Below are 26,258 nucleotides of genomic sequence, written 5' to 3' on the forward strand. Positions count from 1 at the left end.
TCTTCTTCGCTGAATTCAGGAAGTTCTAAGTCGTCGAGGTTGAACTCTTCTTCTGCGTCCGCAACTGGTGCTTCAGGCTCAGCCATTTCCGATTCTGTTTGCGCAGGCTCTTCTGCCATTGATGCTAGCGCATCTTCTTCGCTGAACTCAGGAAGCTCTAATTCATCAAAGTTGAACTCTTCTTCCGCGTCCGCAACTGGCGCTTCAACATCGGCTGTTTCCGATTCTGTTAGCGCTGGCTCCTCTGCCATTGACGCTAGCGCATCTTCTTCGCTGAATTCAGGAAGCTCTAAGTCGTCGAGGTTGAACTCTTCTTCTGCGTCCGCAACTGGCGCTTCAGGTTCAGCCATTTCCGATTCCGCTAACGCTGGCTCTTCTGCCATTGACGCTAGCGCATCTTCTTCGCTGAATTCAGGAAGTTCTAAATCGTCTAGGTTGAACTCTTCTTCATCGATATTAGATGCAGTTGAGTTAGCTGCGACTGGCTCTTGCTCTGTTTTGCCCTCAGGCTCAATATCATCAACTAGCCAATCTTCCTCTTGAGGAATACCAAATTCATTTTCAACTGTGTTCGGTGTCGGAGTGAAAGCAGGCTCTTCTTCAATATCAGAAGTTGCAATAGATTCACTTTCAGCTTGGTTCACTTGTGGCACGTCGTCTGATTGAAGCTCTGCTGTATCAAGCTGCTCAACAGATTCTTCTTCCACCGCTGGTTCTTCAACTGATGTTTCTGGCTCGGATTCAAGCTCCGCCTCATCCGCGAATTCCGTTTCACCGCCAATCAATGCGTCAAGCTCTGCAGCAAAGTCCGCACCTTCTTGCTCTGCAGGTTTTAGAGCTTCGCTGTCGGTATCGAAGAGATCATCTAGCTCCGTCATTAACGGGTCATGCTTTGGTGAAGCATCTTCTAGGTCACCAAAGAAATCATTGCTGTTGAAATTAACATCGGATTCAGACTGCTCGGCTTCAGCTTCTGTGCTTAGAGGCTCAGTCTGAGGCTGACTTTCAGCCTCTGGTTGGTTGTCACTAAGCAGCGCATCTATATCCAAACCGGAATCTAATCCAAGTGCTGCTTTTTCATCTTCTAAATCTAATGTTGATTCGACGCCAGCAGTAGGTTGAGGAGTCGAAGTTAACGCTTCCTCTTCTACAGGCTCTAAATCATCAAAACCAAGCGAGGCAAGCAGGTCTTCATCATCTTGAATGTTCTCTGGTTCGTCATCTTCACGAATTAGATCATCAAATGGGTCAATTTCACTGTTCGGTTCGCTGTGCGATTCTTCGTTATCGTCATCTAACAGCTCGTCCAACAAATCAACGCTATTTTCATCAATGTCTGCCAGAGCATCGTCATTCTCGAAACCTGATAGTTTTTCTAGCTCATCAAGCGGATCAAAGTCATCGTCGGATGAGTCCTCATCATCAAAGCCAATCAACTCATCGAGTAAATCGGTACTGTCTTCGTCGATCGCAGGCTCTTCGCTCAAGCCCGCGATATCCTCTAGCTCTTCAAGAGGGTCAAGCTCGTTAAGGGACTCACCATCATCTTCGCCGATCAACTCATCAAGAAGCGCCGATGCGTCATCTTCACTTGAGTCGTTTTCTGTTAGACCGGAAAGCGCCTCAAGTTCATCAAATACATCATCATCTGATTCGCTTGATGTTGGTTGCTCGTATTGTGCTAGCAGTTTATCGATGTCATCGTCCGTTGCTTCACCAGCTGAAAATGCGTTCTCAGTTACAGCTGGCTTATCTTCTTCAACGTCCAGATTGAGATCATCACCATCTAGGTCAGCAAACAAGTCGTCCAACATTGCTTGGTCGACGCCATCTGTTTGCAGCTCTTCTGCCGGTTCATCAGCTGCGAGTAATTCAGCAAAAGCATCATCAGACATCGCATCAGAACCATCTTCGTCAGAAAGATCGAAGCCAGCATCATCGTCATCTAGCACTTCAAGTTCAGGTGCCACCTCATCCAAGGCGCGCTCCATTTCTTCAAGACCCAGGGCTTTTTCTTCGCCATTAACCTTGATGCCATTACTAGAGGAATCAAATTCATCAAAGCCAACGTCTAAATCGCCATCGTCACCGATGCCAGCAAATGGGTCCTCGCCATCATCACCTTCAAGATTGAAGTCAAGCTCGTCATCATCAAGGTTCCCGAAGACATCCTCTTCTTCAGTTTGCTGTTCTTCTTGTTCGAATAGGTTTTCAGCTTCGTCATCATCTCCGAACAAGTCGTCATCAAGGCTCAGCTCTTCGTCTAATTCATCCGCAGCTGCTAAACCAATTGGCGCAGCAAGAGGATCTGTACTTTGCTGCTCTTGCGCAGCCGCTTCTTCCTCTTTCGCTTTCGAGCGACGACCAAGCATCATCACGACTAACAAGGCGATTAACGCACCCGGAATCAACGCAGCAAGACCAACAAGCCAGCCATTCGATAGAATTTTATCCATCGTACTTGGCTGCATACGCTGTTGCTCGGCAACACGCTGACGCTCTTCAGCTAACAATTTTTCAACTTCTGAGCGAATACGCTCTTCGTCATTCAACGATGTTTTCAGCGTTTCAACTTCGCTTTGTACTTCAGAAAGCATCAAACGCAGGCGATGATTCTTCTCTTCCAAAGACTCCAATTCACTTTGCGAGCCTTGTAGCTTGTCTTTCAGCGCACTGACTTGCTTCTCGCCTTCTGGTGAGGTGGTCACTGCAGGCACTGGCGTCTCAGGTTTTACCACTTTTACCAGCTCTGGTTTCGGAGCTTCTGGTTTCGCAGCCTCTGGTTTTGGATCTGGCTTTGCGGTTTCAACCACTGGTTTTGGCGGCTCAACTTTCGGTTTTACAGGTTGAGTAGGCGTTGCTTTTGGCTGAGTGAGTCGAGCTTCATGCGCTTTCATAATGGCAACAGCTTGCGCAGTTGTTGCGCTTTGCACTTGCTCCAGAGAAGGGACACGTAATCGACTACCAGGAATCAGTTCGTGGATATTCTGTTTATCAAACGCTTGAGGGTTGATTCTATAGATGGCGAGCAGCGTTTGTTGTACGGAAACATTTCGAGAAGGTCGCAATTGAGAAGCGATCGACCATAAAGTCTCATTTTGACCTGTCGGGCCAAAGAAGCGCGACGGTTGGTCATTTTTAGGTGGAGCGGGCAACGCTCGTTCAATCTCCTCAGCAAAGCTCGGAGACGCTTGCACTTCACCAGAGGGTCCTACAAGACGAATACCTTCGGCTTGAACCAATGACGATGTCTGAGTCGCGCTCATCAGCACAAGGGCTGCTAACAAACGCTTATAATTTTGACGCATAGAAGGCTCAGTTTGGTGCTAGTAACAATTTGAAATAGTGATCGGTTAAATATATCGGATATAGCCCTCAAAACTATAGCTTTGAGGGTAAAAAATGTGTGGCTCTCACCATATTCGTACTAATCTCACACAATTTTACGCTATTCGAACAAAAAAGCCTCGCATAGTGCGAGGCTTTAAGGTTCTTAACGTGGTCGACTTAGTAGTAATCGCGAATCAGAACTTCTGCAATTTGAACTGCGTTGGTTGCTGCGCCTTTACGAACATTATCGGCAACAACCCATAGGTTCACGCCACTGTGATGACTGATATCGTTACGAATACGACCAACCATTACATGGTCTTTGCCGCCCGCATCACGAACTTGTGTTGGGAAGTCTTCACCGTGGAATACTTCAATACCATCTGTTTGCTCAAGTAAGTTAATCACTTCTTGTGCATCGATTGGTGAGCGAGTCTCAATATGAACCGCTTCTGCGTGACCATAGAATACAGGTACGCGTACACAAGTTGGGTTTACTGTGATTGATGGGTCGTTAAAGATCTTTTGCGTTTCCCACACCATTTTCATTTCTTCTTTGGTGTAGCCGTTTTCCATCATCTGGTCGATTTGTGGAATACAGTTAAACGCGATCTGTTGAGAGAATTGCTTCTTGTCAGCAGGTAGACCATTTAGCAGCTTCGCTGTTTGACCTGCTAGCTCATCAATACCTGCTTTACCTGCACCCGATACAGATTGGTAAGTTGAAACGTTAATACGTTCAATGCCCACTGCATCATGAATTGGTTTTAGTGCCACCAGCATTTGGATGGTTGAACAGTTCGGGTTTGCAATGATATTGCGGTTACGAAATTCTGCAATCGCTTCTGGGTTTACTTCTGGCACAACCAAAGGAATGTCATATTCGTAACGGAAGTTCGACGTGTTATCGATAACGATAACGCCTTCATCAGCGGCAATTGGTGCCCATTTTGCTGACAGTTCGCCACCAGCAGAGAACAGTGCGATGTGAGCTTGAGACCAATCGAATTCTTCTACGTTTTGAACACGTACCGTTTTACCATTGAAGCGGTAAGTCTTGCCTTCACTACGCTCACTCGCAAGTAGGAAGATTTCACCTACCGGGAATTTGCGCTCTTGAAGCACTTCCAAAATTGTTTCACCGACCGCACCGGTCGCACCTAATACGGCAACATTGTATTGCTGGCTCATTGACTTACCTCAACCTGAAAACCTAGTTCTGCTAATGGTGCAAGATTGCATGTTTCGTTACCCATTAGCGTGACAGCGCTGTACTCGCGGCGATCCCAGTAGTTTTTACGCATCAGGTCAAAAGAGCCTGGCTTACTGATTTCGCGGCGGAAAAGAGCGTCATCTTTACGCACATCATAGATTAACTGCGTGATGTTGTGCAGCGTTGCTTCATCCCATGCTCTGTCCAATACCATAGTAGGAACAGGCGCGGTTGGCAGTAAATCGCTGGCATGCGCACGTAATTCGTTATTTAAGAACTCACAGTAGCTGTTGAAAATCATTGTTGTACCGCGAGCTTTCCCTTCCAGACCATAGCCTGCAACATGAGGGGTTGCGAATGCTAGCAGAGGCAGAAGCTCCATATCAACCTCTGGTTCAAACTCAAACACATCGAGTGCCGCTGTAAAGCCGTCGTTTTTCAGTAAACGTTGCTTTAGCGCTTGGTTGTCAACGACCGGACCGCGCGCGGCATTGATAAGAATTTGATCGCTACGAAGACCATTTAGCACTGCCTCATCAATCAGGTGATGCGTTGGATGTGGACCATCTTTAGTGATAGGCGTATGCAGCGTAATGATGTCAGAACGTTCGATCAGCTCGGCTAGCGGAGTGAAGCTGCGAGAATCACCCTCTTCTTGTTTAAATGGATCATTGATGAGCACGTTTATGCCCATGCCTTTCAAACATTTTTCAAGGTAGCTACCGACTTGACCCGCGCCAATAATACCAACGGTTTTATCGAAAACTGAGAAGCCTTGTTGTTGTGCTAGCACCATCATGACACTGAACGCGTACTCGGCAACACCAACTTTGTTACAACCAGGTGCTGCGGTGAAGAAAATACCTTTCTCTTGCAATAGCGCTTGATCAACATGATCCATACCTGCGGTTGCTGTACCAACGAACTTCAGCTTGTTTGCTTTGCTGATCAGTTCTGCGTTTACTTTGGTAACTGAGCGAATCATTAGCGCGTCGACATCGACTAAATCATCGGCGGTTAGTGTACGACCAGGTTTTAGAATCACTTCACCGAGTTGGCTGAATAGCTCTTCAGCGTACGGCATATTTTCATCAACAATAATTTTCATAGCGCCAGCGTTTAACATCCATTTGTATGAGTTCGTTTATTCGCAAGATGCGAAGCTAAAGCGATTGTGCCCTTTTCTTGAAAAATCTCAACAACTATACCCAAGTGACTTTCCTAAACAGGTTTCAGAAAAGAAAAAGCCCGGCTAAATTAGCCGGGCAAAGTTCCAGAACAAAAGGATCCTATCCCGCTCTCCTTGGGATAGAGTCTGCGTCTGTTCGATCAGTTTGACTGATCAAGCTCTGGAAACTGGTTTGTCGGTCCGTTGACACCATTTGAGAAACCATAGTGACATTCCGACCAACAAATTCAGTTAGCTTTGAGTCGCTTACGCTTGGTACTTTTTGATTACCAATGTCGCGTTTGTACCACCAAAACCAAAGCTGTTTGACATAACCGTCGTTAACTCAGCTTCACGAGCTTCCGTTACGATATCTAGACCTTGTGCTGCTTCATCCAAGTTAGAGATGTTCACACTTGGGGCAATGAAGTTGTTGTCTAGCATTAGCGTTGAGTAAATCGCTTCGTGAACGCCAGCTGCACCTAGTGCGTGACCTGTCATTGCTTTTGTCGCAGAGATTGCTGGGCTGTTATCACCGAATAGTTCTTGGATAGCGCCTAGCTCTTTCACGTCACCTACTGGAGTAGAAGTGCCGTGGGTATTGATGTAGTCGATAGCATCAACATCTTGCATTGCCATCTTCATACAACGAACGGCGCCTTCACCTGATGGTGCTACCATGTCGTAGCCATCAGAAGTCGCACCGTAACCTACGATCTCACCGTAGATTTTCGCGCCACGAGCTAGAGCGTGCTCTAGTTCTTCGATAACTAGCATGCCGCCGCCACCAGAGATTACGAAACCGTCACGGTCTGCATCGTAAGTACGAGATGCTTTGTCTGGTGTTTCGTTGTATTTAGTTGATAGTGCGCCCATCGCATCAAACATCATAGTTTGAGACCAATCTAGCTCTTCACCACCACCTGCAAAAACGATGTCTTGTTTACCAAGTTGGATAAGCTCCATCGCGTGACCGATACAGTGTGCAGACGTTGCACAAGCTGAGCTCATTGAGTAGTTCACGCCACGAATCTTAAATGGTGTTGCAAGACACGCTGATACTGTTGACGACATAGTACGTGGAACCATGTATGGACCTACGCGTTTTACGCCTTTTGCACGCATCGTGTCAGTTGCTACTGTTTGGTTTAATGCAGAAGCACCACCAGAACCAGCAACGATACCTGTACGATCGTTTGAAACTTGTTCTTCAGATAGACCAGCGTCTTCAATTGCCTGCTGCATTGATAGGTATGCATAAGCAGCCGCATCACCCATAAAGCGCATCTGCTTACGGTCAATAAATTCTGCTGGGTTGATTTTCAGATCACCCCATACCTGCGAACGCAGACCGTTTTCTTTAAACTGCTCAGACGCAGTGATGCCAGATTTGCCCGCTTTAAGAGACGCTAGAACTTCTTCGACGTTGTTACCGATACTTGAAACAATACCCATACCGGTGATTACGACTCGTTTCATTATGACATTCCTATAATTCAAAAATCCGCTAGATAATAACTAAGATAGTCAACAAAAGTGGTCAGCTTTCCCAGAAATTCGTACAATCGCCGAATTCTAACCGCGCCAAATCACATATTTGCACCATTATGACTTCGATTAAAAACGCAGAACTTGGTTGGAACGAAGCTGGTACACCGGTTTCTGACCAATTTGATGATGTTTATTTCTCCAACGTAAACGGTCTCGAAGAGACGCGTTACGTGTTCCTCAAACAAAATCATCTACCAGAAAGATGGCAGGAATTTGACCAAAGACGTTTTGTTATTGGTGAAACCGGATTTGGCACAGGGTTGAACTTCTTAGCCGTGTGGCAATGGTTTACCGAATTTCGTCGCGAATATCCAGAGGCAACCCTAAAAGAATTGCATTTTGTTAGCTTTGAGAAGTACCCACTAAGCAAAGCTGATTTAGAAAAAGCGCATCAATCATGGCCAGAATTGGCAGAGTTTGCCGAAAAACTGCAACAGCACTATCCAGCAGCAGTGCCTGAGTGTCATCGCATTGTTTTAGAAGACGGCGCTATCACACTCGATCTTTGGTTTGGCGATATCAAAGACTGCATGCCGCTTGTTCCTTATGAAGAGCAAGGCTTGATTGATGCTTGGTTCTTAGATGGTTTTGCACCGAGCAAAAACCCAGAAATGTGGAACCAAAACCTATTCAACGGCATGGCAAAATTGGCGAAACAGGATTGTACGGTCGCAACCTTTACGGCAGCGGGTTTTGTGCGTCGCGGCTTAAACGAAGCGGGCTTTGCAATGAAAAAAGTCAAAGGCTTCGGCACCAAACGTGAAATGATTGCAGGTTCGATGGAGCAGCGTGAAGCGCATTCAAACCACCTACCTTGGTTTAACCGCACTGCCTCGACCAATCATGATTCCATCGCGATTATTGGTGGCGGTATCGCTAGCGCGGCTTTGGCTAAAACGCTGATTCGTCGCGGTCAAAATATCACGCTTTACTGCAAAGACGCTCAACCTGCAGAAGGCGCATCAGGCAACCGCCAAGGCGCAGTGTACCCATTATTAAATGGTCCACACAAAGGCGTTTCTCGTGTATTCGCTCCGGGCTTTTTGTTTGCCCGTCAGTTTGTTGACCAAGCAGCGCAAGATATCCAATTTGATCACGATTGGTGCGGCATTACTCAGCTGATGTGGGATGACAAATCTGCAGATAAATTAGAGAAAATGCTTGCTGGCAATTTCACACCAGAGTTAATTCATAAACTATCTGCTGAAGAGACCGCAGAGAAGATAGGCTTGCCGATTGATATGGCATCGGTTCACTATCCTCTTGGCGGTTGGTTATGCCCTGCTGAACTCACGCGAGGCTTGATAGCTCAATTGGATAAAACAGAACTTTTTGAAGCGAAGTTCGAGCATCAAGTCGAGTCGCTCACTTGGGACGAATCGCGCAAGGTTTGGATATTGAAAGCGAACGGTCAAAGCTTTGAACATTCAACTGTAGTGGTTGCTAATGGCAGTGAGTTCCAAACACTAAGCCAAACCGCTGATTTACCAATGGGTCAGGTAAAAGGTCAAGTTAGCCACGCACCAGCGACAGAAACTTTGTCCAAGCTGAAAACGGTACTGTGTTACGACGGTTACATGACACCTGTTAACCCGAATAATCAGCACTTGTGCATCGGTGCAAGCTACGACCGCAGCCACCTCGATTACGAGTTTGACGAGGATGCGCAAAAAGACAACGCTGAGAAATTGGTGAAGTGCCTGCCGAACCAAACTTGGACGAAAGAGGTGGATACCTCTGGTAACTTGTCACGCCAAGGTATTCGCTGTGTTAGCCGTGACCACCTTCCGTTTGTAGGGAACGTAGGCGACTTTGAAACCATCAAAACGCAATATGCGGATCTGCAAAATCAACAAGAGCAAGACGTTGACGCGATTCACCAGTTCCCTAACCTATTCTGTTTCCTAGGTTTAGGCTCTCGTGGTTTGAGCTCAGCACCTCTAATGGCAGAAGTGTTGGCATCACAAATCTGTGGCGATCCGTTACCACTGCCTGTTGATGTCCTGACTGAGCTGCATCCTAGCCGTATGTGGGTAAGAAAGCTACGTAAAGGGAAGGCAATTACTGAGGTGTAATTTGCTTTTAGTATTTCGCTGAAAGCAAAAGTCTGTTGCTATTCCTGTTAAAGACGAACGAATACAGTTGGGGGATCTCTCGATTCATTACACAAAAAAGATCCCCTACTCAATCATTCTTCCTTCTAGGGAATGTTCGAATTTAAGTCATTAACTTTAACAGCGAACAGGAGCAATTCATTCAGCGACCTTCTAAACGAAAACTCCCTCGTCATTCCCAATAACGACGAAGGAGTGTAGTCGGGAATCTCTCGGTTAATGACACAAAAGAGAGACCTTAATTCAATGTCGCCACTGCTGCTTTCACTTGATCTGCAAGTTCCGCATTACGGAACTTGCCCGCTTCTAAATCAAAGTTATCGTAGAAGCTTGGAATAGATTGCGATGCTTTCACTTCCGCACCAAAGTAAGGTGCAGAGCCTGTCGCCGCAGCGAGTACCGTTTGTGCACCACCAGGACCTGGTGAAGTCGCTAAGTACACCGCTGGTTTATTTTGGAATACGTTACGCTCGATGCGTGTCGCCCAATCGAATAAATTCTTATACGCTGCTGGGTAAGAGCCATTATGCTCAGCAAAAGAAATCACCAAAGCGTCTGCTGTTGCGATGTCAGCAAGAAACGCTTTTGCGCCCTCTGCCTGACCAATTTCCTTCTCTTTGTCTTCGCTGAACAAAGGAACATCGTAGCTATTGAGATCTAACACTTGCACGTCTGCACCTTCAACAAGATTGGCTGCGTAAGTCGCGAGAGTTTTATTAATAGAGGTAGAGCTAGTAGAAGCGCCGAATGCGATAATTTTCATGGTTGTAGTCCTTTGTTCACGTTTTGTACTAACAAGAGTAAGAGGTGAACGAGTGTGCTACAACCACAAAAATTTTAAGGAGAGATTCGAAAATTTCGAAGGAGTTTAATTCAACTCTTTTTGCTTCAACCAGAGGTTTAGCGCAACCTGTCGAAGCTTATAAAAACTGATGGCGGCTTAAGCTTGTGCTTGAAGCTCTTGCCAAAGGTCGTTAACAATCACGCGGTCTGCTGGTGTTAATTCTGAACGCGCTTCCTCAAGACTGTTTTCGATGCGAGATTTCAACTCAGCCACATCGTTAATGCCTTCTTCTTCACACGCCGCCGCAGACAGAGAAATGTGACCACGTAAATAACCACCAGCAAACAATTCATCATCCGATGCGGTTTCAATGCGTGCATCAATCAGTTCTAGTAGTTTTTCTTCAAATTCAATAATCATGGAGCTTCTCTGAGGTTATTTAACGATAAAGTCAGACGTTTCCAGCGGCTTGGTTTGGTAAAAGGCACGCAACGCATCCGATAGCATTTGTACACGAGGCGGAAGACCGTTTTCTAAAATACCCATTACTTCATTGTGCACTTTGTGCATAAAACCAAGACGATCTGGTTCAAAATCGCCGTGTAGATTGTCACAACTAACGTTAAAAGGGAAGTCAGCACTTTTCGCTAGAATCCACTCATAAGCTTGGGGGCGAACTTCAACTTTTTCGAACTCAGCTTGAACCTCTGCTGTACGACCATCTGGCTCGTACCAGTAACCAAAATCTTCTAGCAAGCGGCGCTCTGGTCCTGCCACACACCAATGGGCAATCTCGTGTAGTGCTGACGCGTAAAAGCCACGAGCAAAAATAATCCGATGATGTGGGTGCGCTTCGTCAGCTGGTAAGTAGATAGGCTCATCACCACCAAGTTCTAATTTGGTATTAAAAGACTCAAGAAACGTGTCGTTGAAGATGGTGATAAGGTCTTGATATTCGTGATTCATCATCGATTCTGTACTTCAAATTGATATGCGGTGCGCATTGTCGCTGTTTTTCTTACACAGGTAAAGCCACACAACATGTTTGGTTATTAGCTGAGTTAATCTGAAAGTCGCTTTCTCCATACAATTTCTCATTCGTCACAGATCACATTTCCCACTACACTCACGCCTTATTTTTACGCTTAATGATGGCGACTTCAACGCTACTTAAAGCGAGATTCTTTTTGGATTTAAGCCTATCCCCAAGGCTTAGATCTTGTTGGTAAGTTTTGCTGCTGTTTTCCTTAATCTCAAGGACATAACAGAGCCCTTTTATTTGAGTGTCCCCTTATGCTGCTAAGTGTGTTGTATATCATTGGTATCACGGCTGAAGCCATGACTGGTGCATTGAGTGCTGGTCGAAGAAAAATGGATTGGTTTGGTGTTATGTTGGTAGCCAGTGCAACGGCAATCGGCGGCGGTACAGTACGCGACATTTTGCTAGGTCACTACCCATTAGGTTGGGTAAAGAATCCTGAATTCTTAGCAATTACATGCGTTGCGGGTGTACTGACAACTGGCTTGGCGAAGTGGGTAATCAAGCTGAAAGGTCTGTTCATTCGTTTGGATGCGCTAGGCTTGATCGTATTTAGCATCATCGGCACCAAGGTAGCGATTGGCATGGGCTTACACCCTGGCATTTGTATGGTGTCAGCACTTGTAACTGGCGTATTTGGTGGTCTGCTACGTGATTTGATTTGTCGTCAAACGCCGCTTGTGCTGCATGAAGAGCTTTACGCCTCTGTAGCACTTATCGCATCAGGTTTGTACCTAGCGTTACTTGAGTTCAACGTACCGGACGTAACCGCGACGATTGTGACTCTGATTACTGGTTACATGTTGCGTATGGCGGCAGTACGCTTTAAATGGCGCTTGCCTTCATTCCACTTGGAAACCGAAGGGTCGATTCACTGATTCAAATAGAAACCTATTAAAAGACATGAAAAAGGCTGCTCATTGAGCAGCCTTTTGTGTTTCTATCGAGTTAAGCTTCAAACTTAAATCTTTGGAGTCTCGGTTTGTACGCCATGGTTTTGACCACGGTGGCGTAGCAAATGGTCCATAACGACAATAGCAAGCATCGCTTCTGCGATAGGCACCGCACGGATACCCACACAAGGGTCATGACGACCTTTAGTGATCAACTGAGTTGGTTCACCCTCTTTAGTGATAGTCTCACCTGGCACCGTAATGCTTGAGGTTGGCTTAAGCGCGATGTTTGCAACAATCTCTTGACCAGTAGAGATACCGCCAAGAATGCCGCCCGCGTGGTTACTACCAAAGCCTTCTGGTGAAAGCGTATCACGGTGCTCGCTGCCTTTTTGGTTTACCACATCAAAACCGTCACCGATTTCCACGCCTTTCACTGCATTGATGCTCATTAACGCGTGCGCGATGTCTGCATCCAAACGATCAAATACAGGCTCACCAAGACCAACAGGCACGTTGGTTGCCACGACCTGAATTTTAGCGCCGATAGAGTCGCCTTCTTTTTTCAGATCACGGATAAGTTGATCAAACGCTTCCACTTTGTCTGCATCTGGGCAGAAGAACGCGTTGTTTTCGATTTCATTCCAATCCACTTTATCGATTGAAACGTCACCCATTTGCGACAAGTAAGCGCGGATTTCTACACCGAACTCGTCTTTTAGGTATTTCTTAGCGATTGCACCAGCCGCCACACGCATTGCCGTTTCACGAGCAGACGAACGACCGCCACCTCGATAGTCGCGCACACCGTATTTTTGGTGGTAAGTGTAATCAGCGTGTCCTGGACGGAACTTGTCTTTGATGTCTGAGTAGTCTTTAGAACGTTGGTCTGTGTTCTCGATCATCAGACCAATTGAAGTACCTGTGGTTTTACCTTCAAAAACGCCAGAAAGAATTTTTACTTCGTCCGGTTCACGACGTTGGGTAGTGTAACGTGATGTGCCAGGACGGCGACGGTCGAGATCCGTTTGCAGATCTGCCTCAGTGATTTCCAAACCTGGAGGGCATCCGTCTACGATACATCCTAGTGCGATACCGTGACTTTCTCCGAATGTCGTTACTCGGAAATGTTGTCCGATACTGTTTCCTGCCATTACTTCCTCAAGTTCTTGTCGCCACGCTCTCCATGAGCGCAACTGCTTTTCAATTCTTCGTGGAATCATAGTGGCGGTATTACGTTTTGATGTAAAGCCCGATTTGGTGGAAAAAACAAAACAGCCGAAATTTTCCAAGCTCAGTGCGAAGCGGATAAAAAAACACCGAGCACTGGGCTCGGTGTTTTCATTGTTTATTCGAATGGTTTATTTCGACAGACTTAGTCTTTGTACAGTTTGAACTCTTCTGCACACTCAACCAATTGGTCACGCGTTAGCATGAATACGCCGTGACCACCGTTCTCGAACTCAATCCAAGTGAATGGAATTTGTGGGTACTGTTCCATCATGTGAACCATTGAGTTACCAACTTCACACACAAGAATACCGTCGTCTGTGAGGTAGTCTGGTGCGTTAGCAAGAATACGGCGAACCAGTTTTAGACCGTCAGTGCCAGCAGCTAGACCTAGTTCAGGCTCGTGCGTGAACTCGTCTGGCAGGCTGTTCATGTCTTCTTCATCCACGTAAGGTGGGTTAGACACGATCAGGTTGTATTTCTCTTTTGGAAGATCGCGGAACAAGTCAGAGCGGATTGGGAACACTTGTTGCTCCATGCCGTGATCTTGTACGTTTTGCTCAGCCACTTGTAGAGCGTCTGTAGAGATGTCGATCGCATCAACTTCTGCTTCAGGGAAAGCGTGCGCACAAGCAATCGCGATACAACCAGAACCCGTACATAGGTCCATGATGCGCGTAGGCTCTTCCACCAACCAAGGTTGGAATTCCGCTTGAATCAATTCGCCGATTGGAGAACGTGGCACAAGTACACGCTCATCAACGAAGAACTCAAGACCGCAGAACCATGCTTTGTTCGTTAGGTATGCAGTTGGTGTACGCTCGTTGATGCGTTTTACTACGCGCTCAACGATACGCAGACGCTCGCTTGTCGTAAGGCGAGAGTTCAATACGTGCGGAGGCACATCAATCGGCAAGTATAATGTTGGCAGGATAAGCTGAACCGCTTCATCCCACGCATTATCAGTGCCATGACCGTAAAACAGGTTAGCGGCGTTAAAGCGGCTTACCGTCCAACGAATCATATCTTGAAGGGTATGGAGCTCCGATACCGCCTCTTCTACAAAAATCTTATCCAAAATTGCCTCCGAAAAGCGCTACAATACTGCCATAAATTGTAAAAATGAAATTGTTTACCTAATGAGCAAAAAAGACACCGAACACGATGACGATTTCGCCTTGTTTAAGGATGCAGTACAGGGCGTAAAAAAGTTGCGACAGGATACCATAATCCAGCAACCAAAAAAAAATACTAAGCAAAAAGAAATCACACGCTCAAACCGTGAAGCGAGTGATTCTGAGTTTTACTTTTCTGATGAGTTTGTTCCGCTTCTTAATGAAGAGGGACCAACTCGTTATGCGCGTGACGATGTGTCCACTTATGAAGTGAAACGTCTTCGTCGTGGCGTGTACGTGCCTGACGTTTTCCTAGACATGCACGGTATGACACAGCAAGAAGCCAAGCGAGAACTCGGTGCGATGATCGCGTACTGCGTGAAAAACGAAATCCACTGTGCGTGTGTACAACACGGCATCGGTAAGCACATTCTGAAGCAGAAAGCGCCGCTTTGGTTAGCTCAACACCCAGACGTAATGGCATTCCACCAAGCGCCTCTAGAGTTTGGCGGCGATGGTGCCCTACTGGTGCTACTGTCTATTCCAGAAAAATAACTCACCGACTTCGAGAAGTACTTCTCGAACGAGCAAGAACGACAAAGGCAGGTTAACCCTGCCTTTTTGTTTTTCTCGAGCCATCATCCCGAGAGGTGGTGCTCTATGGCGTGATATGCCAAAGCACTTCACCGCGTTGTGTTTGCGGATCAAATTCGATGCACACCAAGCCAGATGTCGGGAACATTGGCGGCGTCATGTCTTTCACAAATTCCGAGGTAAGGTAGCCCACCAGCGGCAAGTGCGACACAAGCAAAAGAGATTCAAGCTTCTCAACTTCAATCAACGCATTAGCGAAATCAAACACTTGGTCGGATTGACCGTAAGGCGTGATGTCTTCACACGTTTCGATGCTCTTAGCCGAAAAGTGTGCGCTGATTTCTTGCCAAGTTTGCTGCGCTCGAATGTACGGGCTCACCAGTACTTTGTCGAATTGAGCAAAACCTTGCTCTTTACATGCTCGGGCAACTGCTTCCGATTCAGTTCTGCCTCTTGGGGTCAGTTGTCTTTCCGCGTCGGTGTTCGCAAAATGCTCTGCTTCACCGTGACGCAAGATAAATATTTTCATGTTATTTCCTAGGGATAGCTAACGCTACCAAAAGGTTGACTGCTATCTTTATACGGATAGCGGGCTAACTTTAATAATGTCGAAACAAAAATACTGATATAATTATCGGTTCATTATACCAATTCGCTTGCTAAAGATAGCGACTTTCTTAACAATCTATTAAAAAGAATATACTCAGTTCATCACATTCTACGATGAAGTTATGAACTCAGTGCATTCCTTCAAATAGCTCGAACCCCATAGCAATTTGCTGATGGGCTTATGCAGTACTCTTACGAATAACAAAAATGCGGCAAGCAGTATTTGTCGAAGCGCAAACTTTGCGCCTCCCCGCTCGGGGATCATAATTACTGTAATGCGAAATCTGGAGACGCATCGTGCACCTAAGTCCAAACGATTCAAATCAATACCGCTACATTACATTGAGTAATGCCCTGCGCGTGTTGCTGATTCATTCCGACACGGCTCAACAGTCGGCAGCAGCCCTAGCAGTAAACGTTGGACACTTCGATGATCCGATGGATCGCCAAGGTCTGGCACACTATCTAGAACACATGCTTTTTTTGGGTACGGAAAAATACCCTAAAGTGGGCGAGTTTCAAAGTTATATTAGTCAACATGGTGGCACCAACAACGCTTGGACGGGCACCGAGCACACCTGTTTCTTCTTCGATGTCACACCAACTGCTTTTGAAACCGCGCTTGATCGCTTCAGCCAATTCTTTACCGCACCACTGTTTAACGAAGAAGCGTTAGACAAAGAGCGCCAAGCGGTCGATTCCGAATACAAGCTCAAGCTGAATGACGATTCTCGCCGTCTGTATCAAGTCAACAAAGAAGTCATCAACCCAGAGCACCCATTTTCAAAATTTTCTGTCGGTAACTTAGATACACTTGGCGATCGCGATGGCAAATCCATCCGCGACGAGATAGTTGAATTTCACCACTCTCAATATTCTGCTGACTTGATGACGCTGACTTTGTTTGGTCCGCAATCTCTTGATGAGCAGCAAGCATGGGTAGAAACCATGTTTGCCGACATTCCAAATCACCAACTACGTGGCAAGTCGATCGATGTGCCTATTGGCACTGAAGAAAGCACAGGCATCCTGGTTCAAGTCGAGCCAATTAAAGAGTTCCGTAAACTGATTCTCACGTTCCCAATGCCGGGAATGGACGCGCACTATAGCGTGAAGCCCCTCTCCTACTTTGCTCACTTGTTGGGTTACGAGGGTGAAGGCAGTCTGATGCTTCAACTCAAAGAGAAAGGCTGGATTACTTCCCTCTCCGCAGGCGGCGGTGCGAGTGGCAGTAACTACCGCGATTTCACCGTAAGTTGCACACTGACGCCAAACGGCTTGGACCATATCGATGACATCGTTCAAGCGGTATTCCAATATCTGTCCATGATCAAACAAGACGGTATGGATGAGTGGCGCTACTTGGAAAAACAAGCGGTGTTGGAATCTGCTTTTCGCTTCCAAGAGCCATCGCGCCCAATGGATTTGGTCAGCCATTTGGTGATCAATATGCAGCACTATCAACCGGAAGACACGGTTTATGGCGACTACAAAATGGCCGGCTATGATGAAGTGCTTCAACGCTCATTACTTCAATATCTTTCGGTTGAAAACGTTCGCGTTACATTGATAGCGAAAGGCTTGGAATACAACCAAACCGCAGAGTGGTACTTCACGCCTTACTCGGTAACGCCGTTTAGCGAAGAGCAGCGCCGTTTCTATCAACAAATCGACCCAAGTTGGCAATTCGTTCTCCCAGAAAAGAACCCATACATTTGCTACGAACTCGATCCAAAACCGTTTGAAAACGGTGGCTCATTGCCGGAGTTGGTGGAAGATGTAGAAGGCTTCCGATTATGGCACTTGCAAGACGATGAATTCCGAGTACCAAAAGGTGTCGTTTACGTCGCCATCGATAGTTCACACGCGGTAGCATCACCGAAAAACATCGTGAAAACGCGTCTATGTGTTGAGATGTTCCTCGACTCTCTAGCCAAAGAGACTTATCAAGCTGAAATCGCAGGTATGGGTTACAACATGTATGCTCACCAAGGCGGTGTCACGCTTACCCTATCGGGTTTTAGCCAGAAACTGCCACAGCTGCTGGAAATGATTCTGCATCGCTTTGCAGCGCGTGAGTTCAGCCCTGCTCGCTTTGAGACCATTAAGCAGCAACTGTTACGTAATTGGCGAAATTCATCACAAGATCGTCCTATTTCACAGCTTTTTAATGCACTAACAGGCTTGCTCCAACCGAACAATCCTCCATTTGCAACTTTGGTTGAAGCATTGGAAGAGATTGAAGTGGATGAGCTGTCAGTGTTCGTTGAATCGATTCTGGCTGAGCTACACGTTGAGATGTTCGTTTATGGCGATTGGCAGCGTCAGCAAGCTCATGACATGGCAAACACATTGAAAGACGCACTTCGCGTAAAAGAACAACGTTACGAAGAAGCGCTTCGCCCACTCGTCATGCTGGGTGAAAACGGCAGTTTCCAACGCGAAGTGAACTGTAACCAACAAGACTCAGCTGTAGTGATTTATCATCAATGCGAAGACATCTCGCCTCGTAATATTGCACTTTACTCGTTAGCGAATCACTTGATGTCGGCAACCTTCTTCCATGAGATCCGAACTAAACAACAGTTAGGTTACATGGTTGGCACGGGCAATATGCCGCTTAACCGTCATCCGGGGATTGTGCTTTACGTGCAGTCACCGAATGCTGCACCAGCCGAACTGGTTACCTCAATCGATGAGTTTTTAAATGCGTTCTACATGGTGTTGTTAGAGCTCAATGAATACCAATGGCACAGCAGTAAGCGCGGATTATGGAACCAGATTGCAACGCCTGACACCACATTGCGCGGAAGAGCGCAGCGCCTATGGGTAGCAATTGGCAACAAAGACACCGACTTTAATCAGCGTGAAAAAGTGTTGGAAGAGCTTAAAGAATTGACCCGCACCGATATGATTCGCTTTGTGGTCAATGAGCTTAAACCTCGTACTGCTAATCGTTTGGTGATGCATTCACAAGGCATCGCCCATGAAGACGCGCCGCGAATCAATCTTGGCTTAGAGATTGGCTCGATAGAAGAGTTTCAACTGCGCCCGAAAGACTTCGGTCTCGGGTAAAAGCTCAAATACAAGAATGGCATGAAATGGTAAAAGTAGTCATTTCGTTTATGCTGTAATTACCTTGTTCAATAAATACGCAAACACGAGGGTTACATGAAAAAGCTACTTTTACTTGCTGCTGTACTAATGCCACTGGCACCTGCTGCTTACGCTGATATCACCATTAAAGGTGATGATTTCGAGCTAAGTGAAGACTGTTTGCGCCTTGATGGCGATAACGTATCAATTAAGTCAGACGACTGTTCTGGCAAACACGACAAAGGAAAAGGTAAAGGCAATGCCAGTATCCATGGCGACGACAACCCGGGTAAAGGTCATGGAAACGACAAAGGAAAAGGAAAGAACAAAGGCAAGAATGACGACTGATTCTCTGTCAATTGCCACTCTTTCAGAAACAAAAAAGGCTTGCGTCATGCAAGCCTTTCTATTTTTGGCGCTAGCCATTAATCGTAGAAGTTACGACCTTCACCCGCACGAGTGAGTAAGCCATCACATGGCGCGTAACGATCACCGTATTTCGATGCAAACTCGTTCATTTTCTCAACCAGTTCTTTCAAACCGAATTGATCCATGTAACGGAATGGACCACCTAAGAATGGTGGGAAACCAATACCAAAGATCGCGCCGATATCACCATCGCGTGGAGAACGGATAATACCGTCGTCTAAACAGCGAACCGCTTCGTTTAGCATTGGCAGTACACAACGCAATGCAATGTCGTTGTCGCTCAGCTTAGATTCTGGCGTCAGGTTCAATAGCTTGTACACGGACTTATCGACTTCTTTCTTCTTACCTTTGTAGGTGTAGAAGCCTTTCCCACTCTTACGACCTTTTCGACCGTCATTCAGTAGTGTGTCGAATACGTCTGGACCTTTAAATCGTTCGCCTAATTCGTTAACCAAGATCGGCATGATCTTAGCACCGATATCAACACCGACTTCATCCAACAATGTGATAGGACCAACTGGGAAACCAAAATCAAGCAGCGCACCATCAAGTTGTTCGATTGGCTCATTTGCCAGCAAGATGTGCGCAGCTTCGTTCATGTAAGGCGCAAGAATGCGGTTTACATAGAAGCCCGCTTTATCTTTCACGACGATTGGTGTCTTGCCCTGTTTCTTAGCAAGTGCAACAACCGTAGAAATGGTCTCTTCTGACGTAGTTTCATGAGGAATCACTTCCACCAGTGGCATTTTTTCTACCGGACTGAAGTAGTGCAGACCGACGATGTTTTCTGGACGCTCTGCTTTTTCTGCAATTTTGTGAATTGGTAACGAAGACGTGTTGGTCGCAAAGATGGTCTCTGGTTTTGCATTCGCTTCAATATCCGCAACCATCGTCTGTTTAAGGTCAAGATCTTCAAACACCGCTTCAATAACCACATCAATATGATTGAAGCTTGTGAAATCAACGCCTCCAGACAGTTGCAGCATTTTCGATTGCAGGCCCGCTTTAGAGATAATACGGCGCTTACGCTGCTTTTCGAACAACTTATAGTTGTAGTTCAACGCGTTAAGCACGCCATCATTGCTGACGTCTTTAATACGTACTGGCACTTTCGCCTTCGCAACAGATACATGGCTGATGCCTGCCCCCATTAGACCACCACCCAACACGCCAACTCTGTTGACAGCTGCTGGCTCGGCTTCCGCACCGTTTTCTTTCTTCATTTCAGTGGTAGCAAAGAAAATAGAGCGCAGTGCTTTCGATTCCGAGCTCATCACCAATTCGCCAAAGCGCTTCGCTTCAAGCTCTTGACCTTGAGCAAAGCCTTTTTCAAGACCGTGCTGAATGACTTCGAGAATCGCAACCGTTGCTGGATAGTTACCGCGGGTCTTCTCATTGGTTTTCTTCGCGGCTTGCTCAAACACAAACTTACGACCTAAACCACTGCCCGACATCAACTTCTCTTTTGTCGATTGCTTCTTCTTACCTTTGTTCTTCCCTTTTTCGATAAGCTGCTTAGCTACATCAAGAAGAATCGTCTCTGGTACACACGCATCAACAACGCCAAGTTTTTTCGCTTTCTTGGCACGCAGTTGTTTACCTGTAAGGATGAGGTCTAACGAAGGCAACAGACCAATCAGACGAGGAAGGCGCTGAGTACCACCAGAACCAGGCAACAAACCAAGTTGCACTTCAGGCAAACCAAGACGTGTTTTATCGGAATCGGTACACACACGGTAGTCACACGCTAACGCAAGCTCTAAACCACCGCCTAAACATGGACCGTGAATCGCAGCAACAACTGGATAAGGCAGATCAGACAGTTGCTGGAATAACTCTTGCCCCTGCTTAGCTAATGCTTCAGCTTCACTCGCCGTTGTGCACGCTTCAAGCATACGAACATCGGCACCGGCAACAAAGTTATCTGGTTTTAGGGAATGAATGATCACCCCTTTCACGCCGCTGGTGTCTTTTAATTGAGCGAAGATCTCTTTCATCTCATCTGCAAACGCCGCTTGCAGCGTGTTCATTTTCTCATTTGGCACATCGATGGCTAGCCAAGCAATGTTCTGCTCATCAATCTTTAGACTAAATGCTTTTTGCTCGCTCATTACTCAACCTCCAAAATCATTGCTGCACCAAGGCCACCTGCGGCACATGCGGTATTCAACGCAAGACCACCGCCACGACGTTTAAGCTCACGCAGCGTTTGCGTCATCATACGTGCGCCAGTTGCGGCAAATGGGTGACCATAGGCAATTGAACCGCCAAGGACGTTGAACTTATCCATGTCGATCTCACCTATCGCTTTCGAGCGACCTAGGTTTTCTTGGGCAAATTTATCAGAAGCAAACATCTTCACGTTCGCCAATGCTTGAGCAGCAAAGGCTTCGTGCATATCGATAAGCGTTAGGTCTGAAAGTTCTAGACCTGTGTTCTCCAACACTTTTGCTGTCGCGTATGTTGGTCCCATTAGCATGTCCATTTCCACACCAATGGCTGAGAATGCATAACCGCGAATGTAGCCAAGTATTTCCATACCAAGCTCTTTCGCTTTGCCTTCACGCATTAGCATCACCGCCGCACCACCATCGGTTAATGGTGTACTGTTCGCCGCTGTTACGCTGCCGTATTGACGGTCGAAAGCCGGACGCAGTTTTGCGTAGCCTTCTAATGTCGAATCATGACGAATGTTGTTATCTTCAGAGATCCACTTTTTGTAAGGTTCTGGGAAAGCCGTCATCACTTCGTCTTGGATTTTGCCGTCTTTCCAAGCTTGCGAAGCTAGAGAGTGAGAACGGTGCGCCAAAGCGTCTTGTTCTGCACGAGTAATGCCGTGTGACTTCGCCATTTGCTCAGCAGTTTGACCCATTGAAAGCCCAGTCGAGTACTCAGCTACCGCAGGCGGTACTGGCATTAAATCTTTAAAGCTGAGTTTTTTGAGAATGTTGAGCTTTTGACCCAGCGTTTTGGTTTTACTTAGCGCAAGCAAGTTCGCGGCAAGTTTCTTAGAAACACCAATTGGTAAAACCGATGAAGAGTCCGCACCACCCGCGATACCAACATCAATGCTGCCCGCCATAATGCTCTCAGCAACGTTAACTGCAGCTTGGAAGCTAGTCGCGCACGCGCGAGTAACGCTGTAGGCATCAGTATGGATGTGCATTCCTGTGCCAAGCACAATTTCACGAGCAATGTTTGGCGCTTCTGGCATTTGAACTACTTGTCCAAATACCACTTGTTCGATGAGTTTCGGATCGATGTCTGTGCGAGCAAGCATTTCGCTCACTACCATTTTGCCTAAATCGACCGCTGGCACCTGGCTGAACTCAGTGCTTTGACGAGCAAAGGGGGTTCGTAGCCCTGCGACAATAGCAACACGTTCACCGTGGCGTGTTTTCACTTCCTGCTTGCCCATTGTTTCTCCTTAAATACAAGAGGTCTGACCTGATGCATTGTAATCAGTTTGTTAAATTTATCAAACATGCGTTTAAATAAACGTGAAGCGAGTAGATCTATTGCTCTAGTTCATTGATTCTTAGGCGATTAAGAATGATTAACTATAGTGAGTTAAAATGAAGAGAAGTGTGCGGAAGGTAAAATTGAAGCAAAAAAAAACCACACAAAACTGTGTGGTCGGAATATCTATAAAACAATTAACATACGCCAATTGTAAAATTAATCAGTTTCCTGATTAGGAGAAAGTAAAGTCAGCCTTCAAAAGGAAGTGTCATCTTGCTCAACATGTTAGTCGTCAATGACTAACTAGATGACAAGATGTACTATAGCCCCTTCACTGCATCAGATTTTGAAATAGATCAATTTTATGGTGATTTTATAGTTTCTGAACGTATCAAAGTACGAAAGAGTCTTGATCACTCTAAAATAGTTGCATGAAAACGCTTATTAAAACTATATAGAATAATTTATCATCACTTCAAATAAGTGCTTGATCATTGAAGAAGTATATTGTGCTGCTGCGACACTACATCTCGATGTAGTCGGATCGTTCATAAATACAATCGGTATATATGACCTCACAGAGCAAGATGGAGGCTCCTGTGGCAATATTTAAAATGTTTGGAAAGAAAAATTCCAACAGTCCGGTCAACTCTGATATGGACAGACAAAGAAAATACGAAGCTCTTGTTCGGGGCTATCACAGAGACTTGTATCGCTACGCTTACTGGTTATGCAAAGACAAGGCGATTGCAGAAGATTTGGTTCAAGAAACCTGTTTGCGCGCATGGAAGTCACTGGATAGTCTTCAAGATGAAAAGGCAGCAAAATCTTGGCTTATTACTATATTGAGACGAGAAAACGCGCGCCGCTTCGAGCGTAAACAATTTGATTTGGTTGATATCGATGACTACGGCAATGATGCTAAAGTTAGCGATGACCCACATCATCAGCAGGAATGGCTACAAGCTCAGATAATGAAGCTTGACGTCGAATACCGTGAGCCTTTGTTTCTTCAAGTTGTTGGTGGTTTCAGTGGAGAAGAAATCGGCAGCATTCTTGATCTAAACAAGAACACTGTAATGACGCGCCTTTTCCGCGCCCGTAATCAATTAAAAGAGATGTTGGATTCTCAAGATACTCAGAGAGGACAAAAAAATGGATGATTTAGAATTTCGTCGTCGTATTTTGTCGGATCCAAAACAGAAGGATGAAGAGATTCTTCAAGCTTTAGCTGAGAACGACGCTAACAGTAAGTTTGTTGATGACGTTTTGGATCTCGACCTTAAAATCAAGCAAGCCATGAATGTGGATGTGCCTGAAGATCTAGCCGACAAAATTCTGTTTAATCAAACGTCGAATGCGCTTGATAACGATAATGTGGTTAGACCGAACTTTGCTCGCAAAGCAATGGCGTTGGCTGCATCGGTTGCTTTTACTGCTGGTTTATTGGTAGGTCAAATCAACTGGGGGAACGTTATTGTCTCTCCAGCTCAAGCGAGCCTAGCAGATACCGCAATGAAACACGTGGTGGCGGAAGAGTCATTTGTACGCAACCTCGATGAGGATGTTTCAAGCAAGCAAGTAAACGCGAAAATGATGCCGTTCCATTATCAACTTAACGGTAGCTTTCCGTACCATGTTTACTACTTAAACCATTGCGGCTTTGGTGAGTCAAACGCCCTTCATATGGTTTTTCAAGGTAAAGAAGGCAAAGTAACCATGTTTGTTACTGACGTGAAGAGCGACCAGAAAGTCGATTTTGATAAAGATGGTATGAGCGGTGTTGTGAAGCCTGTGGGTAAAGCCAGCATGATTCTTGTTGGTAACAGCGGTGAAGACATCGATGCGATTGCAGCAAAACTTGCTCCAATGATGGAGCCGATGTAATAACTTCAGCGAAACGACACTACTAGCTACTAAAAAGCCGCTAAATTTCGAAATTTAGCGGCTTTTTTTTTATGAATAATACAAAAAGCATTCACGCTAACTATTGAGTTTAGAGTCAAAACTCTAAATTATGCACTTTAGATGCAATTTCCCGACATTTAGACATCATTTCTGCAATTTTTATTCAAATTTATCCAATGGTCGGATTTGTATGGTCCACTCTTAATACTACTATCTGCGCCACTGAGCAAAAGCTCAACTTATCGTCCAAAGAGACGAAACTAATAAGGAATAAAAAATGACTCAGAATACGCGTCTGTTTAAAAAGACTCTCCTAGCAGTGACGGTTGCAATGGCATCTGGTCAAGCAATGGCGGCTGGTTTCCAGCTAAACGCACAATCAGCGACTGGTATCGGTCGTGCATTCGCCGGTGATGCGGTAATTGCAGATAACGCTTCTGTAATGGCTCGCAACCCTGCGGCAATGGCTCTATTTGACAAAATGGAACTGTCAGTAGGCTTTGAAAGCATTACTTCAATGATTGAAGTAAAAGATGCGAAATACTGTGGGACCGCATGTCAAGCTACACAAGGGTTAGTTCCACCAACCGCTTCAAACTATGACGATGCTGGCGATACTTCTATTGCACCAAATATCCACCTTATCGTGCCAGTTAACGACAAGTTTGCATGGGGTGTAAACGCATACTCTAACTTTGGTACTAAAACAGAATTCGGTGATAGTTTTGTTGCAAAAGAATACGGCGGTCTTACCGACGTTAAAAGTGCAAACTTCGGCGTTGCGGGTTCTTACCGCCTAAACGATCAATGGAGCTTTGGTGCTGGTCTGGACCTAATCTATGGTGAAGGTACGATGAAGCGTGAACATGGCATGCTTGGTACACTTGTAGACGTAGATAAAGCTGATGGTTGGGCTGTAGGCTTCAACCTAGGCACTGTGTATGAATTAGATGAGAACAACCGTTTTGGTTTGTCTTACCGCTACAGCCCAGAAATGGAAGCAGAAGACGACAAAGGTCAGAAGATCACATTGCCTCTACCAGATATGGCTGAGTTCTCAGGTTTCCACAAAATCACCGACACTAAGTTTGCAGTTCACTACTCTATCCAATACATTGGTTGGAGCGACTTTGACCAAATTGAGTTCCGCAACCTTAAAGGTTCTCCACTTGGCTCAAGCTACGACAAGCAGTATGCATGGCAAGATGGCTGGCACTACTCAATCGGTGGTACTTACTACCTAAACAATAGCTGGACACTTCGTACTGGTTACATGTACGACACAAGTGCTCAAGATTCACTAACTTCAGTATCAGTACCTGACTCAGACCGTCAATGGTTCTCTGCAGGTTTCACATACCATATCGATAGCAAGTCTAACGTCGACTTCGGCTTTACTTACTTGATGGGTAAAGATGTGAAAGTTAATGAGTCAACACCAAACCCAGCACATGTACCGGGCAACCCTTTAACTGGACCAGAAAACATTTCATCATTGTCAGCGACAACGCATGCAGATGCTATCCTATTCGGCTTACAATACAGCCGCAGCTTCTAAGCATCACGTAGCAAGCTAATATAAACACTCTCTATATAAAAGGCTGGAATTCCAGCCTTTTTTCTTATCTATCGTTTTACATTCACCCAATTTGGGCGCACACGTGTAATCAAAACTCACAATTATGACTCACAAGTGTTCGCTGAGTTTTTTTCACACCGCCAT

At 45.8% G+C, this 26,258-nt stretch carries 20 protein-coding genes; 8 read left to right on the forward strand and 12 right to left on the reverse strand.

Going from position 1 to position 26,258, the window contains the following annotated elements; genetic code table 11:
* The 4 genes from MHO32_RS17750 to fabB all read right to left on the reverse strand — a co-directional run.
* On the reverse strand, window positions 1-3,308 hold a 3,308-nt coding region (locus tag MHO32_RS17750), incomplete at its 3' end, for a FimV/HubP family polar landmark protein (RefSeq protein ID WP_239213279.1).
* Window positions 3,309-3,507: 199 nt separating this feature from the next.
* Window positions 3,508-4,521, reverse strand: coding sequence for an aspartate-semialdehyde dehydrogenase (locus MHO32_RS17755; RefSeq protein WP_005448028.1), 1,014 nt, complete (start codon window positions 4,519-4,521; stop codon window positions 3,508-3,510).
* Window positions 4,518-5,651 carry a 4-phosphoerythronate dehydrogenase gene (locus tag MHO32_RS17760; RefSeq protein ID WP_005448026.1) on the reverse strand — a complete coding sequence of 378 codons (1,134 nt, stop codon included), beginning with the start codon at window positions 5,649-5,651 and terminating at the stop codon, window positions 4,518-4,520. The genes MHO32_RS17755 and MHO32_RS17760 overlap by 4 nt, the downstream gene beginning before the upstream one ends.
* A gap of 327 nt (window positions 5,652-5,978) precedes the next feature.
* Window positions 5,979-7,190: a beta-ketoacyl-ACP synthase I gene (gene fabB, locus MHO32_RS17765; RefSeq protein ID WP_005448024.1), complete on the reverse strand. Its 1,212-nt coding sequence runs from the start codon at window positions 7,188-7,190 to the stop codon at window positions 5,979-5,981.
* Window positions 7,191-7,318: 128 nt separating this feature from the next.
* Here fabB and mnmC point away from each other — a divergent pair, with 128 nt between their 5' ends.
* Window positions 7,319-9,337 (forward strand): bifunctional tRNA (5-methylaminomethyl-2-thiouridine)(34)-methyltransferase MnmD/FAD-dependent 5-carboxymethylaminomethyl-2-thiouridine(34) oxidoreductase MnmC, encoded by a 2,019-nt coding sequence (gene mnmC, locus MHO32_RS17770; RefSeq protein WP_017817811.1) that lies wholly within the window; start codon window positions 7,319-7,321, stop codon window positions 9,335-9,337.
* 277 nt (window positions 9,338-9,614) lie between these two features.
* Here the strand turns inward: mnmC and MHO32_RS17775 are convergent, their stop codons facing one another.
* The 3 genes from MHO32_RS17775 to MHO32_RS17785 all read right to left on the reverse strand — a co-directional run bounded on the left by MHO32_RS17775 (window position 9,615) and on the right by MHO32_RS17785 (window position 11,126).
* Window positions 9,615-10,139, reverse strand: coding sequence for an NADPH-dependent FMN reductase (locus MHO32_RS17775; RefSeq protein WP_005448020.1), 525 nt, complete (start codon window positions 10,137-10,139; stop codon window positions 9,615-9,617).
* 177 nt (window positions 10,140-10,316) lie between these two features.
* Window positions 10,317-10,580 carry a YfcL family protein gene (locus MHO32_RS17780; protein WP_005448019.1) on the reverse strand — a complete coding sequence of 88 codons (264 nt, stop codon included), beginning with the start codon at window positions 10,578-10,580 and terminating at the stop codon, window positions 10,317-10,319.
* A gap of 15 nt (window positions 10,581-10,595) precedes the next feature.
* Complete coding sequence (locus MHO32_RS17785; RefSeq protein WP_005448017.1) at window positions 10,596-11,126, reverse strand: elongation factor P hydroxylase; 531 nt, start codon at window positions 11,124-11,126, stop codon at window positions 10,596-10,598.
* Window positions 11,127-11,453: 327 nt separating this feature from the next.
* On the opposite strand from MHO32_RS17785, the gene MHO32_RS17790 reads away from it, so the two are divergent.
* Complete coding sequence (locus MHO32_RS17790; protein ID WP_005433103.1) at window positions 11,454-12,077, forward strand: trimeric intracellular cation channel family protein; 624 nt, start codon at window positions 11,454-11,456, stop codon at window positions 12,075-12,077.
* 83 nt (window positions 12,078-12,160) lie between these two features.
* Here the strand turns inward: MHO32_RS17790 and aroC are convergent, their stop codons facing one another.
* Together aroC and prmB are read right to left on the reverse strand one after the other, a co-directional pair.
* Entirely contained in the window at window positions 12,161-13,246 is a 1,086-nt protein-coding gene (gene aroC, locus MHO32_RS17795; RefSeq protein ID WP_005448015.1) for a chorismate synthase, read from the reverse strand.
* Between the two features lie 221 nt (window positions 13,247-13,467).
* Window positions 13,468-14,400, reverse strand: coding sequence for a 50S ribosomal protein L3 N(5)-glutamine methyltransferase (gene prmB / locus MHO32_RS17800; protein WP_005433096.1), 933 nt, complete (start codon window positions 14,398-14,400; stop codon window positions 13,468-13,470).
* 61 nt (window positions 14,401-14,461) lie between these two features.
* Here prmB and smrB point away from each other — a divergent pair, with 61 nt between their 5' ends.
* A complete protein-coding gene (smrB, locus tag MHO32_RS17805) occupies window positions 14,462-14,992 on the forward strand; it encodes an endonuclease SmrB (RefSeq protein ID WP_009698558.1) in 531 nt (176 codons plus the stop codon).
* Between the two features lie 103 nt (window positions 14,993-15,095).
* Here smrB and sixA read toward each other — a convergent pair whose 3' ends face one another.
* Window positions 15,096-15,560 carry a phosphohistidine phosphatase SixA gene (gene sixA, locus MHO32_RS17810; RefSeq protein WP_038898829.1) on the reverse strand — a complete coding sequence of 155 codons (465 nt, stop codon included), beginning with the start codon at window positions 15,558-15,560 and terminating at the stop codon, window positions 15,096-15,098.
* 377 nt (window positions 15,561-15,937) lie between these two features.
* Between sixA and MHO32_RS17815 the strand changes: the two genes are divergently transcribed.
* Entirely contained in the window at window positions 15,938-18,715 is a 2,778-nt protein-coding gene (locus MHO32_RS17815; RefSeq protein WP_017189321.1) for an insulinase family protein, read from the forward strand.
* Window positions 18,716-18,811: 96 nt separating this feature from the next.
* Window positions 18,812-19,084 carry a hypothetical protein gene (locus MHO32_RS17820; protein ID WP_005447997.1) on the forward strand — a complete coding sequence of 91 codons (273 nt, stop codon included), beginning with the start codon at window positions 18,812-18,814 and terminating at the stop codon, window positions 19,082-19,084.
* A gap of 77 nt (window positions 19,085-19,161) precedes the next feature.
* Here MHO32_RS17820 and fadJ read toward each other — a convergent pair whose 3' ends face one another.
* Both fadJ and fadI read right to left on the reverse strand, forming a co-directional pair.
* A complete protein-coding gene (gene fadJ / locus MHO32_RS17825) occupies window positions 19,162-21,276 on the reverse strand; it encodes a fatty acid oxidation complex subunit alpha FadJ (protein WP_029790285.1) in 2,115 nt (704 codons plus the stop codon).
* Window positions 21,276-22,583 (reverse strand): acetyl-CoA C-acyltransferase FadI, encoded by a 1,308-nt coding sequence (gene fadI, locus MHO32_RS17830; RefSeq protein ID WP_005433092.1) that lies wholly within the window; start codon window positions 22,581-22,583, stop codon window positions 21,276-21,278. The genes fadJ and fadI overlap by 1 nt, the downstream gene beginning before the upstream one ends.
* Window positions 22,584-23,214: 631 nt before the next feature.
* Here fadI and MHO32_RS17835 point away from each other — a divergent pair.
* From MHO32_RS17835 to MHO32_RS17845, 3 genes are all read left to right on the forward strand, one after another.
* Complete coding sequence (locus tag MHO32_RS17835) at window positions 23,215-23,790, forward strand: sigma-70 family RNA polymerase sigma factor (protein ID WP_026000239.1); 576 nt, start codon at window positions 23,215-23,217, stop codon at window positions 23,788-23,790.
* Complete coding sequence (locus tag MHO32_RS17840) at window positions 23,783-24,514, forward strand: DUF3379 domain-containing protein (protein ID WP_005447994.1); 732 nt, start codon at window positions 23,783-23,785, stop codon at window positions 24,512-24,514. The genes MHO32_RS17835 and MHO32_RS17840 overlap by 8 nt, the downstream gene beginning before the upstream one ends.
* 298 nt (window positions 24,515-24,812) lie before the next feature.
* Window positions 24,813-26,093, forward strand: a complete 1,281-nt coding sequence (locus MHO32_RS17845; RefSeq protein WP_199450424.1) for an outer membrane protein transport protein — start codon at window positions 24,813-24,815, stop codon at window positions 26,091-26,093.
* The last annotated feature ends 165 nt before the right edge of the window (window positions 26,094-26,258 follow it).

This window comes from Vibrio sp. MMH1-50 (genome assembly GCF_022347645.1).
Taxonomy (GTDB): Bacteria; Pseudomonadota; Gammaproteobacteria; order Enterobacterales; family Vibrionaceae; genus Vibrio; species Vibrio harveyi.